A 14,839-nucleotide genomic window follows, 5' to 3' on the forward strand; every position below is an offset into this window, starting at 1 on the left:
GGGCCCCGCTCGTCGGTACCTCCCGACCCTCAGCCGTGGAAACCGACGTGCGCGAGCCGAACCGGCCCGCGCAGCCTGACGCGGAGGTCCGCCACGTCCCTCAGGCGCAGCGGAGCGCCGAGCGTCGTGTAGGCGTACGGTCCGCCCGTCGCGGGCACGTCGATACGGGCGAGCACGGGGCCGCCCAGCAGCGAGAGCTCGACGCTGCCCTCACCCGCGGCCTCGACGGCGACGTCCGTCACGCCGTCGCCGAAGTCGCACCCCCAGAAGAGGAGTTCACCCTCGCCGTACGGGCCGTCCGGGGTCACGGCGTCCCCCGCGGTCTTCGTCCGGTCGACGATCACCGTGCCGGACTGCTCGTCGTAGTCCACGGCTTCGAGGCCGCGCTCCCGTACGGGCCGCGGGCCCGCCGTCACGCCGCCGACCTCCAGGGGGACCGATCGGCGCGGGTCGGCGCTGGAGGAGCCCGCCTCGATCGCGTACGGCCCCGGCTCCACCGTCCACCGGCCGTGGGCCACGTCCCAGAAGCCCAGCTCCCGGAGCGGGAACGCGAACGCCAGGGCGGCGGACGCGCCGGGGGCGAGGCCGACCCGGCGGTGGGCGACCAGCTCGCGGTGCGGGCGCGGCACCGACGGCGCCACCGCCCGCGCGTACACCTGGACCACCTCGTCCGAGGCGACCGCGCCCGTGTTGGTGACGGTGCACGCGACCCGCACGGTCTCGCCGTCGAGTACGGCCGACAGCTCGTCGTACGCGAAGGAGGTGTAGGTCAGACCGTGCCCGAACGGGAACAGCGGCGTGCCGTCGAAGTAGAGGTACGTCTGGCGTCCGCCGACGACGTCGTAGTCCGTCATCGCGGGCAGGTCGGCGTCGGCGGCGTACCAGGTCTGGGGAAGCCGTCCTGCGGGGGAGACGTCCCCGGCCAGGACCCGGGCGAGGGCGCTGCCCGCGGCCTGGCCGCCGTGCGCGGTCCACAGCAGGGCGGCCAGGGTGGCGGCGGCCTCCGGCACCGCGTACGGGTAGGAGGAGACCAGGACGAGGACGGTGCGCGGGTTGGCGGCGTGGGCGGCCCGCCACAGCCGGTCCTGGTGGGCGGGGAGCGCGAGCGTGGTCCTGTCCTCGGTCTCCCGGCCGTTGATGTGGGGGTCGTTCCCGGCGACCACGATCACGACGTCCGCGCCGGCGGCGGCCTCCGCCACCGCGTCCTCGCCCCGCTCGACCGTCTCGACCGTGAAGATCTCGGCGGATGCGCGCTCGGCGGCAACCTTCACGCCCTCGGCGGCGACACAGACGTATCCAGCCGTCGCGAGGTGCCGAAGGAGGTGACCAGCCCCATGGGACCCGTGAGCCCCCACGGCTTCGAGCCGGAACGTCTCGCGGACGACCCAGCCGCCCGGCTCGTCGGCGGAGGCGCGGACCAGTCCGTCCTCCGCGACGGACAGGTGACGGCCGTCCGGGGCGCGCAGGGTGAGCACGCCGTCACCCCAGTCGGCCAGGGCGAGTTCGGTCCCCTCCGGGTCCGTGGTGAGCGGCGGCAGGTCCGTGCGGCCGGCGAGCAGCGCGGGGTCCAGGGAGCCCTCGGCGGCGTGTCCCGCACCGGCCGCCTCGCTCACGGGCACCCGCAGCCGGGCACCGGAGGCCGTGCGCAGCCGTATGCGGTCCACCCCCTCCGCGAAGGTCACCCGGTCCGCCCCGTAGCGCTCGCGCAGCCCGTCCAGGGGGGTCGAGCGGTGCAGCAGGGAGCCGCTGTACCAGTCGAGTTTGCACGCGTCGGCGAGGAGGCCGACGACCGCGACGCGGACGCCGGGGGTGAGCGGCAGCAGCGGGCCGTGCCCGTCCCGCGGCTCGTTGGAGAGCAGGACGACCGCCTGCTCGGCGGCCTCCCTCGCCAGCGCCCGGTGTCCGGCCGTGTCGAAGGCCCGCTCGTCCGCGTGGGGATCCAGCTCGGGGTCGAACTCGCCGAGCGCGAAGCGGACCGCCAGCTGGCGCCGTACCGCCGTGTCGATGTCGTCCTGGCCGACGAGTCCCCGCTCCAGTGCGCCGCGCAGCCGGCCCACGACGACCGACGCGTCGGTGCCGTGGTCGGTGAAGGAGTCCACGCCGGCGCGCAGGGACGCGGCCACGGCCTCCTCGTGCGTGCCGAAGTACCGCTGCGAGTCGACCAGATTGGAGGGCGCGCCCGCGTCGGAGCAGACGAGGAGCGGCCGCGCGGTCCACTGGCGAAGCTCCTGCGCCAGGTAGGGCGAAAGATGGTTCGGGCGGCCGTTGACGAGGTTGTACGCCGGCATCACCCCGGCGACCGCCCCCGCCTCGACGGCGCCGCGGAACGCGCGGAGGTCGTATTCGTGCAGCACCCGGGGCCGCACGGAGGCCGAGGAGGTGTCCCGGTCGGCCTCGTTGTTGTGGGCGAGCCAGTGCTTGAGCACGGGCGCGGTGCGCCAGTACGCGGGGTGGTCGCCGCGCAGTCCCCGCGTGTACGCGACGGCGATCGCGGTGGTGAGGGCCGGGTCCTCGGAGTACCCCTCCTCGCCCCGCCCCCACAGCGGGTTGCGCAGGAGGTTGACCGTCGGCGCCCAGACGTTGAGGCCCACCCGGTCGTCCTTCGCGCGCATCGCGCGGACCTCCCGGGACACCGCCTCGCCGACCCGGCGCACCAGGTCCGGGTTCCAGGTGGCGCCGAGCCCCACGGCCTGGGGGAAGACCGTGGCGGGCCCCATCCAGGCGACCCCGTGCAGGGCCTCCTGACCGGTGCGGAACGCGGCCAGCCCGAGACGTTCGACCGCGGGCGCGAACTGGTGCAGCATCGCGAGCCGTTCCGCGGGGGCGAGCCGGGCGAGCAGGTCGTCGACCCGTCGGCCGACGGGTTGGGCGGAGTCACGGAAGAGCGGCCGGTCTGCGGTCACGTGCGAGTCCCTTGGCAGAGGAAGGACAGTGATTCGAAGCGCTTCGATGCTCCGCCGCTCCCGAAGGTGTGTCAAGGCGTGAGGGCGTATCACTCCACTGGCGCGATACGGCACTTCGCCGCGCTACTTTCCGCGAAGTGCCCACGAAAATGCCGATCAACTCTTGCCGTGCCTGAGACGTTCACTTAACCTCACAGCAACATCGAAGCGCTTCGACACCGCTTGTCGGCAAGGCCGTCGATCACGTGAGTCGACGGCGCCCGCGGGGCCCGCGCCCCGCCCGCTCCACCTCAGACACCGCAGCCGACCGGAGGCCCGCAGCCGCCGGGTGTCCCGGCGCGCCATGAAGGGTTGACGCAATGACGCCGAACGCCGTCCCCACGGGCTCCGCGAGCTCCGCTCCGAGCCGGAGAGGGTTCCTCGCCTCCACCGCCGTCGCCGCCGTCGCGGTGGCCGGCGGCGCGCCCCTGCTCACCGCCTGCGGGGGAGCGGAGACCGGCAGGAAGGACGGCACCACCACGGGCAAGGACGCGGCGAAGATCCTCCCCGCCTACGTGGCGAGCACCGTCGTCGCTCCCGACATCGCCCCGCGTAACGGCTCGGCGGCCGGTTTCACCCGGGCGATCCCCGCCGACCGGCTCAAGGCCTCCGTCCCCACCAAGAAGGGCAAGGGCAGCGCGATCACGATCATGGCGCCGCTCTGGGGCACCCCGCCCGCTCCCGACAACCCCTACTACCGGGCGATGAACGAGGCCATCGGCGTCAAGGCCACCTGGCAGAACCAGGACGGCAACGTCTACGACCAGAAGCTCGGCGCCGTCCTCGCCTCCAGCGACATCCCGGACGTGGTCGTCGTCCCCGGCTGGAACCTCGGCGGCAAGATACCCAGCGCCGTCAACGCCAAGTTCGAGGACCTCGGCCCCTACCTGTCCGGGGACAGGGTCAAGGCCTACCCCAACCTCGCCGCCATCCCGACGGACGCCTGGCAGCGGTCCATCTTCGGCGGAAAGCTGCGCGGACTGCCGATGCCCGCCTCGTACGTCACCAACATCGCGCCCTTCTACCGCAAGGACGTCTTCGAGGCGAAGGGATGGCAACTCCCCAAGAACGCCGACGAGTTCCTCGCCCTCGCCAAGGAGATCACCAGCGCCAAGGCCAAGGTGTGGGCCTGCGACGACATGACGTGGACCGCCTTCAACATGTTCGGCGTCCTGAGCGGCAGCGACAAGGCGCTCGGCTGGAACCTCGTCGACGGCAAGCTGATCAACCGCATCGAGACGCAGGAGTACCTCGAAGCGCTGGAGTGGACCCGCAGACTCTTCGAGGCGGGCGTCGTCCACCCCGACGCCAAGGCGCAGAACCAGGGGGACGCCGGCAACCGCTTCACCTCGGGACAGGTCCTCGTCTACAACAACGACCTCTCCCACTGGTACGCCAAGACCGCCGAACAGGCCGCCCAGAATCCCGACTTCGCCATCGCGGCGATGGACATCCCCGGCCACGCGGGCGGCGCGCCCAAGCTGTGGGCCGTCAACCCCGCCGGCATCTGGGCCTTCGTGCGCAAGGGCAGCCCCAAGGCTCTCGTCGAGGACGTCCTCGCCATCGCCGACTTCACCGCCGCCCCCTACGGCACCCGGGAGCGGATGCTCACCGACTTCGGCGTCGAGGGCGTCGACCACACCGTGAAGGACGGGATGCCGGTCAAGACCGACCAGGGCAACCAGGAGGTCTCCAGCTCCTGGCTCTTCATGGGCAGCCCGGCCCCCTACATCGCGCACCCGGACACCCCCGAGGCGACCCGGGCCATGGTCGAGTGGCAGCAGCGCATGGGCGCCTTCACCACCAAGTCCAGCTTCTACGGCATGACGGTGACCGAGCCCTCGCGCTGGACCGCCCTCATGAACGACTTCGAGCAGCTGGAGAAGGACATCGTCCGGGGCCGCAGGAAGATCTCCGACATGCAGCAGGCCGTCTCGGAGTGGAAGAGCGGCGGCGGGGACCAGTTGCGCGACTGGTACCGCGAGCTGCTCGACGCCAACGGCCCCGCGGCGAGCTGACCGTGACCACGCCCGACACCGCCACCCCGGACCGGACGGCGGCGTCCGCTCCGCGGCCCCCCACGGGGAAGCCGGCGACCGCGCCGTCCCGGCCCGGCAGGCCGGCCGGGACGTCCGGGAAGGTGCCCCTCGGCCGCCGCTTCCGGCGCGACCGGGCCCTGCTCCTCATGTCGGCCCCGGCGCTGCTGCTCGTCCTGGTCTTCCACTACATCCCGATCCTGGGCAACGTGGTCGCCTTCCAGGACTACGACCCCTACCTTTCCACCAACGGCGTGACCGCCGTCCTGGAGAGCCCCTGGGTCGGCTTCGACCAGTTCGAACGCGTCTTCTCCGACCCGGACTTCTGGCACGCGGTCGAGAACACCCTCGTCCTCTTCCTCCTCCAGCTCGTCCTCTTCTTCCCCGTACCGATCGCCCTCGCCCTGCTCGTCAACAGCGTGCTGCGGCCCCGCGTGCGGGCGGTCGTCCAGTCCGTGCTCTACCTTCCCCACTTCTTCTCCTGGGTCCTCGTCGTCACCGTCTTCCAGCAGATCCTCGGCGGCGCCGGCATCATCGCCCAGACCCTGCGCCGGCACGGTTACGAGGGATTCGACCTCATGACCGACCCGGGGATCTTCAGGTTCCTCGTCACGGCCGAGGGGATCTGGAAGGACGCCGGCTGGGGCGTCATCGTCTTCCTCGCGGCCCTCGCCGCCGTCAACCAGGAGCTGTACGAGGCCGCCGCCATGGACGGAGCGAGCAGGTGGCGCCGGATGTGGCACGTCACCCTGCCGGCGCTCCGCCCGATCATCGCGCTGCTCCTCGTGCTGCGCGTGGGCGACGCCCTCACCGTGGGCTTCGAACAGCTGCTGCTGCAGCGCGACGCGGTCGGCCCCGGAGCGGCGGAGGTCCTCGATACCTTCGTGTGGTGGACGGGACTGCGCAGCCAGGACTTCAGCTACGCGGCCGCCGCCGGACTGATCAAGGGAGTCGTCGGCCTCGTGCTGGTCCTCTCCGCCAACAAGGCCGCCCATCTCATGGGCGAGCAGGGGGTGTACCGGAAATGACCGCGACGGCACCGGGATCCGGCAGGACCGCGTCCCCGCGGCGACCCGTCACGGCCGGCGGGCCCCGGAGCGCCGGCCGCTGGGCCGCGCCCGCCCGTCCCGTGTGGGAGGAGCCGCCCACCCGCGCCGGCCTCACCCTCAAGGGCGCCGTGCTCACCCTCTCCTGTCTCGCCGTGCTCTTCCCGCTGTGGATCGTGGTGGTGACCAGCCTCTCGTCCAAGAAGACGATCACGGAGACCGGCGGCCTGGTCGTCGTGCCGAGGGACATCACCTTCATCGCCTACCAGGAGCTGCTCAGCGGCGGTCAGGTCACCCGCGCCGCCCTGGTCAGCGTCGCCGTGACCGTCACCGGCACCCTCTTCTCGATGACGGTGTCCGTCCTGTGCGCCTACGGACTCTCCCGACCGGGCTCGCTCGGTCACCGCCTCATCCTGCTCGCCCTGCTCGCCACGATGTTCTTCGGCGCCGGGCTGATCCCCACCTATCTGCTCGTCCAGACCCTCGGCCTGACCGACACCTACCTGGCGCTGATCCTGCCGAGCGCCGTGAGCGTCTTCAACATCCTCGTCCTGCGCGGCTTCTTCATGGGCATCTCCCCGGAACTCATCGACAGCGCCCGGATCGACGGCGCCGGGGACTTCCGCATCCTGTGGCAGGTCGTCATGCCGCTGTCCCGCGCCGTGATCGCCGTGATCACCCTCTTCTACGCCGTGGGCTACTGGAGCGCCTGGTTCAACGCCTCGATCTATCTCAGCGACCAGCGCATGATGCCGCTCCAGAACGTCCTCATCCAGCTGGTGCAGAAGCAGGAGATCCCGGTCGGCCTCGGCCAGGCGGTCAAGGCCGGCCCGCTGTCCGGACTCGCCGTCCAGATGGCCGTGATGGTGCTGGCCCTGCTGCCGGTCGCCGTGCTCTCCCCCTTCGTCCAGAAGCACTTCAAGAAGGGCATGCTCACCGGCGCGGTCAAGGGCTGACCGTCCCGCCGAGGGCCGGTCACCTCGCTCAGGGACGGCCGCCTCGTCCGAGGACGGTCACCTCGTTCCGTGACGGCCGCCTCGCCTTGGGACGGCGGTCCCCCGCGCAGCCGGCCGGCCCGTCGGGGGCCGGGCGTCCCCCTGGGCCGCCGACGGCCGGCCGTCGCTTCGAGGGCCGCCCGTGACCGCACGACATCCACCGCGCCCCCCGCACGCCCCTTCCCGCCCCCACCGACCGAGAGGTCCGCCATGCCGCGCACGCCGTCGTCCCGTCCGTTCGGCCGCCGCACCGTCCTCACCGGAGCCGCGGCCACAGCCGCCGCCACCGCCCTCCCCCTCGCCCTGCCGGGGTCCCCGGCAGCGGCCGTCGCCGCGCCCGCCTCCCACCCCGCGGTCACCCCCTACCGCTGGCGCACCGCCGTCATCGGCGGCACCGGCTTCGTCACCGGCGTGCTCTTCCACCCCGCCGTACGCGGACTGGCCTACGCCCGCACCGACATCGGCGGCGCCTACCGCTGGGACGACGCGCTCGCCCGCTGGACCCCGCTCACCGACCACCTCGGCTGGGACGACTGGAACCTCCTCGGTGTCGAGGCGATCGCCGTCGACCGCGCGCACCCCGACCGCCTCTACCTCGCGGTCGGCACCTACAGCCAGTCCTGGTCCGGCAACGGAGCCGTCCTGCGCTCCGAGGACCGCGGCGCCACCTGGGCCCGCACCGACCTCACCGTGAAGCTCGGCGCCAACGAGGACGGGCGGGGCACCGGCGAACGGCTCCTCGTCGACCCGCGCGACAGCGACACCCTGTGGCTGGGCACCCGCCACGACGGCCTGCTGAGGTCCACCGACCGCGGCGCCACCTGGGCCCCCGCCCCCGGCTTTCCCGGACAGCCCTCGGCCACCGGCCAGGGCGTCACCCTGCTCGTCGCCGCGGGCCGCACGCTCTACGCCGGCTGGGGCGACGCCGGCGGCGCGCTCCACCGCACCACCCCCGCCGGCTGGGAGCCCGTGCCCGGCCGGCCCACCGGACCCGCCGCCGCGATCCCGGTCCGCGCCGCGTACGACGCCGCCACCCGCGAGCTGTACGTCACCTACGCCGACGCCCCCGGACCCAACGGCCAGACCGACGGCTCGGTGCACAAGCTGCACGCCGTCACCGGCCGCTGGACCGACGTCACCCCCCTCAGGCCCGGTGGCGCGGACACCTTCGGCTACGGCGGCGTCGCCGTCGACGCCCGACGACCCGGCACCGCCGTCGTCTCCACCAACAACCGCTGGGCACAGGTCGACACCCTCCTGCGCACCACCGACGGCGGCGCCACCTGGACGTCCCTCAAGGACACGGCCGTGCTGGACGTGTCGGAGACCCCCTTCCTCAACTGGGGGGAGGCCGCCCCGAAGTTCGGCTGGTGGATCCAGGCCGTCGCCCTGGATCCGTACGACTCGCGCCACCTGCTCTTCGGCACCGGCGCGACGCTCTACGCCACCCGGGACCTGGTCCACTGGGCCCCCCGTGTCCGGGGCCTGGAGGAGTCCGCCGTGCGCCGGCTTATCTCGCCGCCGGTCGGGACGGCGCGCCTGATCAGCGGGCTCGGCGACGTCGGCGTCATGTACCACGACAGCCTCACGGCGTCCCCCTCGCGCGGCATGGCCACACGACCGGTGTCCGGGTCGGCGACCGGCCTCGCGCAGGCGTCCCGGGCACCGTCCTACGTCGTCCGCACCGGATGGGGCGACCAGGGCAACGGCGCGTACTCCACCGACGGAGGCCGGACCTGGGCGCCCTTCCCCACCCAGCCCCCGATCGCCAAGGACGCACCCGGACCCATTGCGACGAGCGCCGACGCCCGGACCCTGCTCTGGTCCTTCGTGCACGGGGACGGCACCCGGCACGCGACCCACCGCTCCACCGACAACGGCACCACCTGGACCGAGGTCCCCTCCTTCCCCAAGGGCGCCACCCCGGTCGCCGACCCGACCGACCCGGCCCTCTTCTACGCGTACGACACCGACACCGGGCTAGTCCACGCGAGCACGGACAGCGGCCTCACCTTCGCCCCGCGTGCGAGCGGACTCCCCGCCGGAGACACGCAGTTCCGCATCGTGGCCGCCCCGGGCCGCCGTGGCCACCTCTGGCTCTCGGCGAAGGAAGAGGGCCTCCACCGGTCGACCGACGCCGGACGCACCTTCACCAGGGTGACCGGCTGCCGGGCCTCCTACGCCCTCGGCTTCGGCAAGGCGGCGGACGGCGCCGCCTATCCGGCGCTCTACCAGACAGGAGCCACCACCGGCGTCGTCGCCGTCCTCCGCTCCGACGACGAGGGCGCGAGCTGGACCCGTATCAACGACGACGCCCACCAGTGGGGCTGGACCGGCGAGACGATCACCGGCGACCCCCGGACGTACGGCCGCGTCTACCTCGGGACCAACGGCCGGGGCATCCAGTACGGAGACATCGCCTGATGCCCGGCCTCGGCGACGTGACCCGGGCGGCGGACCCGGACCGGGCCCGCATCCTCTTCGGCGGCGACTACAACCCCGAACAGTGGCCCGAGGAGACCTGGCAGGAGGACGTCCGGCTCATGAAGCGGGCCGGCGTCACCTCCGTCACCCTCGGCGTCTTCTCCTGGGCGCGCATCGAACCCCGGCCCGGCGCGCGCGACTTCGGATGGCTCGACCGGCTCATGGACCTCATGCACGATCACGGCATCGGCGTCGTGCTCGCCACCCCCACCTCCTCGCCCCCGCCCTGGCTGGGCCGCCTCCACCCCGAGACCCTGCCCCGCGACGAGGACGGCCGGACCGAGTGGTGGGGCTCCCGCCAGCACTTCTCCCACTCCAGCGAGGTCTACCGCCGCCACGCCGCGGCCGTCACCGAGGACCTCGCCGCCCGCTACGCCACCCACCCCGCCCTCGTCATGTGGCACATCAACAACGAGTACTGCACCGTCGACCACGGCGACGAGGCGGCCCGCACCTTCCGCCGCTGGCTCCAGGACAGGTACGGGACGACGGACGCGGTCAACGACGCCTGGGGCACCGCCTTCTGGGGCCAGCGCTACGACGACTGGAGCGAGATCCTCCCCCCGCGCCGCGCCCACTACCTGAAGAACCCCGCCCAGCTGCTCGACTTCCGCCGCTACACCTCCGACATGCTCCTGGAGTGCTACGCCGCCGAGCGCGACATCGTCCGCCGGCACACCCCGCACCTCCCCGTCACCACCAACTTCATGCCGTTCTGGACCGGCCAGGACGCCTGGCGATGGGCCCGGGAGGAGGACGTCGTCTCCGTCGACGTCTACCCCGACCCGAAGGACCCGTACGGCGGCCAGTACAACGCCATGATCGGCGACATGACCCGCTCCCAGGCGGACGGCGGCCCGTGGATGGTGATGGAACAGGCGGCCGGCGCGGTCAGCTGGCGGGGAGTCAACCACCCCAAACCGCGCGGTCTCAACCGCCTCTGGACCCTCCAGGCCGTCGCCCACGGGGCCGACGCCGTCTGCTACTTCCAGTGGCGCCAGTCCCGCCAGGGAGCGGAGAAGTGGCACTCCGGGATGCTCGGCCACGCGGGGGAGCGGGGCCGGATCTTCCAGGAGGTGGTCCGGGTCGGTGCGGAGCTCGCCCTGCTCGGTCCCCACGTGGCGGGCACCCGCCTCACCGCCGACGTGGCGATCCTGCACGACTGGGACGCCTGGTGGGCCGGAGCGCGGGACGGCGGACCGTCGGTCCACCTCGACTACGCCGCACTCGTCCGCGCCTGGCACCGCGCCCTCTGGGACGCCCACCTCACCACCTCCTTCGCCCACCCCTCCCACGACCTGTCCGCCCACCGGCTCGTCGTCGTCCCGCATCTCCCCCTCCTCGACGACCGGGCCGTCGAGAACCTCGCCGGCTACGTACGCGGCGGCGGCACCGTCGTCTCCGGCTTCCTCACCGGCCTCGTGGACCAGGACGACCGCGTCCGCCCCGGGGGCATGGACCACCGGCTCCGCGCACTCTTCGGCATCGACCTCGTCCACGAACGGTGGCCGCTGGACGAGGGCGAGCGGGTCGACTGCGGAGACTTCCTCGGCACGCTCTGGTCGGAGGAGCTCACCCCCGCCCCCGGCGCGGAGACGGTCGCCACCTACCGGGGCGGCGAGCTGGACGGCCTGCCCGCCGTACTCCGCAACGGCCGCGCCCACTACCTCTCCACGCTCCCGGAGCCCCCCGCCCTGCGCGACCTCCTCGCGGCCGTCGCCCGCGAGGCGGGGGTGCTCCCCACCCTCGAAGGACTGCCCGACGGTGTGGAGGCGGTCCGCCGCGGCGAGCTGCTCTTCGTGCTCAACCACCGGCGCGGCGACGTCACAGTGCCCGTGCCCGGACGCCACCGCGACCTCCTCACGGCCGCGCCCGTGCGCGACACGCTGCGCCTGGAACGCCACGGTGTGGCGGTCCTGGCAGAGGAGACGCCGTGATCCACGGGACATGGGAGCCGCAGCCCGCCCGGCGGTGGGAGGACGCCTTCCTCTCCGGCAACGGCAGGCACGGCGCGATGGTCCTCGGCGACCCGGACGACGACCGCGTGATCATCACCCACCACACCCTCGTCCGGCCGCACGACGACCCCGAGGCCGCGCGGCCCCCGCGTCTCGCCGCCCGACTGGCCGGCCTCCAGGACCGGCTGCTCGCCGGGGACCGCACGGCGGCCGAGGACTTCACCGACGGACGCCCCACCCACTGGGTGCGCGCCTTCCACCCCGCGTTCCAGACCCGCCTGACGCGCGAGCCGGCCGGCCTCCCCGCCGCGGCCTCGGTCCGTCGGCACGTCGACTTCACCAGCGGCGTCGTCACCACCGACCAGGACCGCCGCCGCAGCCGCGTCTTCGTCTCCCGCGCCGACGACGTCGTCGTCCAGCACGTGACCGAGCCCGGGCCCGCCGTCGAACTCGGCCTCGACCACCGGCTCCCCGGTGTCCCCGCCGACCTCGCGATCGGCCGGGGCGCGACGCTGACCGGGCACGACGCCGTCCTCACCCTGCGGGCCGGCTACCCGCGCGCCCGCCACGGCTACACGGGCGTCGTCCTGCTCCTCACGACGGGCGGCCGCGTCTCGATCACCACGTCGGGCGTACGGATCGAGGGCGCCCGGGACATCCTGACCCTCACGCGCGTCCGGCGCCACGACGAGGAACTCGACGTGGCCGGGGAGGTCGCCGACCTGCGCGCACTGCTGCGCCGGCCCGACGGCGCCCCGGCCCGCTCCCGCGACCGCGGACGGCTCTGGACCGGGCTGCTCGCCCGCCACACCGCCCTGCACACGACCGCCTACGGCCGCGTGACGCTCGACCTCGCGGCGCATCCCTCCGAACGCGCGCTCCCCGGTTCCGTCCTGCTGCGCCGGCCGCCCGGCCCCGCGCTGCTCGAACGGCTCTTCGCCGCCGGCCGCTACCACCTCCTCTCCTCCTCCGGCATGCTCCCGCCGCGCCTGACCGGCCTGTGGACGGGCGACTGGAACACCGCCTGGTCCGGCGCCTTCACGACCAACGCCAACCTCAACCTCCAGACCTCCTCGGCTGCCGCCGCCGACCTGCCCGAGGTCACGGCGGCACAGTCCGCGCTCATCGAGGGCCAGTTGCCCGACTGGCGCGACAACGCCCGGACCGTCTTCGGAGCCCGCGGCGTCGTCGCCCCCTCCCACACCGACGGCGAAAGCGGACACAGCTACCACTTCAGCCGCGCCTACCCCCTCCACCTGTGGACCGCCGGCGCCGACTGGCTGCTCAAGCCCCTGCTCGACGAGGAGGAGGGCCGCGGCGCGCACAGCCCGCGCCTGACCGCCCTGCTCGACGAGGTGGCCGACTTCTACGAGGACTTCCTCACCCGGACAGGCCCCGACGGGCGCATCGCCGTCGTCCCCTCGTACTCCCCGGAGAACCGCCCCGCGAACGGAAGCTGGGGCGCGGTCGACGCGACGATGGACGTCTGCGCCGCCCGGCACGCCCTCCTGGCCGCCGCCGACCGCGCCCCCGGCCCGCGCGCCGCCCGCCTGCGCGCGCTCGCGGACCGGCTCGCGCCCCTGCGCGTCAACGACGACGGAGCGCTGGCGGAATGGGCCCGGCCCGGGCTCGACGACCGCTACGACCACCGGCACCTCAGCCACCTCTACCCCGTCTGGCCGCTGGAGGAGATCAATCCCTACGACACCCCGGCCCTGGCGACGGCCGCCCGGCGCGCCCTCGAACTGCGCGGCAGCGAGAACGACGCGGCCCACGGCCACCTGCACCACGCCCTGATCGCCGCCCGGCTGCGGGACGCCGGCCGGGTCCAGACCTGCCTGGAGCGGCTTCTGACGGGTGACTACTTCCACGACTCGCTCATGAGCGCCCACTATCCGGGCCGCGACGTCTACAACGCCGACGCCGCCCACGCCCTGCCGGCCCTGCTCGTCGAGTCCCTGGTCCAGTCCACCCCCGGGCGCCTCGTCCTGCTTCCCGCGCCCCCCGCCGCCTGTCCGTCCGGGCGGCTGACGGGCATCCGGACCCGGTGCGGCGTGCGGGTCGGTCTGGAGTGGGCCCCGGGGACGTACACGGCGGTCCTCCGGCCGACCCGGACCGTACGGATCGATCTGCGGACCCCGGACGGCTCCGCCACGCTCGACCTGGCCGAGGGCGAGGAGCGTGTCGTCACCGCGCGAGACGGGGAGCGGGGCCCGAGCTGTCCCGCACGGTGAGGACGGGCGTGAGCAGTTCGACGCCGTGGTCGCCGGTCCCGTCCAGCCGCGCGACCAGGCGTTCCACGGCCCGCCGGCCCAGTTCCTGCGCGGGGATCGCCACCGAGGTGAGGCGCACCGACGCCTGGGCGGCGAGCTGGTCGGGACAGACCGCCACCACCGACACGTCCTCGGGCACGGCCCGGCCCGTGCGGCGGAGCAGCGCGAGCAGCGGCTCGACGGCGGACTCGTTCTGCACCACGAAGCCGGTGGTGCCGGGCCGTTCGTCGAAGATGCGGGCGAGCGTGCCGGAGAGCGCGTCGTGGCCGCCCTCGCAGGGCCGGTGGAGCAGACCCACGCCCCGGGCGGTGGCGCGGACGCGCAGTCCGCGCAGGGTCCGCTCGGCGAATCCCGTGTGGCGGGCGTAGACGCCGGGGGACTCGCCGATGACCGCGATGTCCCGGTGGCCCAGCTCGGCCAGGTGGTCCACGCACAGCGCGCCTGCCGCCTCGAAGTCCAGATCGACGCAGCTCAGTCCGGCCGTGTCGGCCGGCAGCCCGAGGAGCACCGCCGGCTGTCCGGCGGCGCGCAGCAGCGGGAGCCGTTCGTCGTCGAGCTGGATGTCCGTCAGGATCGTCGCCTCGGCGAGGCCGCTGCCGATGACCCGGCGCATGGCCGAGGGGCCCTCCTCGCCCGTGAGCAGGAGCACGTCGTAGCCGTGCGTCCGCGCGGTGGTCGCGACGGCGACCGCGATCTCCATCATGACGGGGACGTACATGTCGGTCCGGAGCGGGACCATGAGGGCGATGACGCGGGACCGGCTGCTGGCGAGCGCGCGGGCCCCGGCGTGGGGCTGGTAGCCCAGCCGGTCGATGCTCTCGCGGACCCGCTGCCGGGTCCCGGCGGAGATGGAGCGCTTGCCGCTCAGGACGTAACTGACCGTACTGGCGGACACTCCGGCGTGCCGGGCGACTTCGGCGAGGGTGACCATCCGCGCTCCCGGCAGACTCTTGAGGTGTGGTGAAACGCTTCGACCACGGCGGCGATGATCACCGCGCCGACGGTTCTCAGAAACGGTAACCCGGCCGGTAGAGCGTGTCCATAGCTTCTCGACCGTGAGTCGAAGCGCTTCGATGAGCTGTTTCCCTGAAGGCTTCATCCGGCT

Annotated in this window: 8 protein-coding genes; 6 read left to right on the plus strand and 2 right to left on the minus strand. The window is 73.5% G+C overall.

From position 1 onward, the window contains the following. Positions 1–29 precede the first annotated feature (29 nt). On the minus strand, positions 30–2,903 hold the full coding sequence (locus AB0K65_RS04240; protein ID WP_365714152.1) for a glycoside hydrolase family 3 C-terminal domain-containing protein: 2,874 nt from the start codon (positions 2,901–2,903) through the stop codon (positions 30–32). Between the two features lie 359 nt (positions 2,904–3,262). Here AB0K65_RS04240 and AB0K65_RS04245 point away from each other — a divergent pair, with 359 nt between their 5' ends. From AB0K65_RS04245 to AB0K65_RS04270, 6 genes are all read left to right on the plus strand, one after another. Further along, positions 3,263–4,960, plus strand: a complete 1,698-nt coding sequence (locus tag AB0K65_RS04245) for an extracellular solute-binding protein (protein WP_365714154.1) — start codon at positions 3,263–3,265, stop codon at positions 4,958–4,960. Positions 4,961–4,962: 2 nt separating this feature from the next. Continuing rightward, positions 4,963–6,006: an ABC transporter permease subunit gene (locus tag AB0K65_RS04250; protein WP_365714155.1), complete on the plus strand. Its 1,044-nt coding sequence runs from the start codon at positions 4,963–4,965 to the stop codon at positions 6,004–6,006. Continuing rightward, positions 6,003–6,980 (plus strand): carbohydrate ABC transporter permease, encoded by a 978-nt coding sequence (locus AB0K65_RS04255; RefSeq protein ID WP_365714156.1) that lies wholly within the window; start codon positions 6,003–6,005, stop codon positions 6,978–6,980. The genes AB0K65_RS04250 and AB0K65_RS04255 overlap by 4 nt, the downstream gene beginning before the upstream one ends. Positions 6,981–7,229: 249 nt before the next feature. After that, positions 7,230–9,443 carry a 1,4-beta-glucanase gene (locus tag AB0K65_RS04260; RefSeq protein ID WP_365714157.1) on the plus strand — a complete coding sequence of 738 codons (2,214 nt, stop codon included), beginning with the start codon at positions 7,230–7,232 and terminating at the stop codon, positions 9,441–9,443. Beyond that, positions 9,443–11,440 carry a beta-galactosidase gene (locus tag AB0K65_RS04265; protein WP_365714158.1) on the plus strand — a complete coding sequence of 666 codons (1,998 nt, stop codon included), beginning with the start codon at positions 9,443–9,445 and terminating at the stop codon, positions 11,438–11,440. Before AB0K65_RS04260 ends, AB0K65_RS04265 begins: the two co-directional genes overlap by 1 nt. After that, a complete protein-coding gene (locus AB0K65_RS04270; RefSeq protein ID WP_365714159.1) occupies positions 11,437–13,695 on the plus strand; it encodes a glycoside hydrolase N-terminal domain-containing protein in 2,259 nt (752 codons plus the stop codon). Before AB0K65_RS04265 ends, AB0K65_RS04270 begins: the two co-directional genes overlap by 4 nt. On the opposite strand, the gene AB0K65_RS04275 is transcribed toward AB0K65_RS04270, so the two are convergent. Further along, positions 13,649–14,665 carry a LacI family DNA-binding transcriptional regulator gene (locus tag AB0K65_RS04275; protein ID WP_365714160.1) on the minus strand — a complete coding sequence of 339 codons (1,017 nt, stop codon included), beginning with the start codon at positions 14,663–14,665 and terminating at the stop codon, positions 13,649–13,651. The two genes, AB0K65_RS04270 and AB0K65_RS04275, sit on opposite strands and share 47 nt — an antisense overlap. Between the last annotated feature and the right edge of the window lie 174 nt (positions 14,666–14,839).

This window comes from Streptomyces sp. NPDC053755 (assembly GCF_040677675.1).
Classification (GTDB): domain Bacteria; phylum Actinomycetota; class Actinomycetes; order Streptomycetales; family Streptomycetaceae; genus Streptomyces.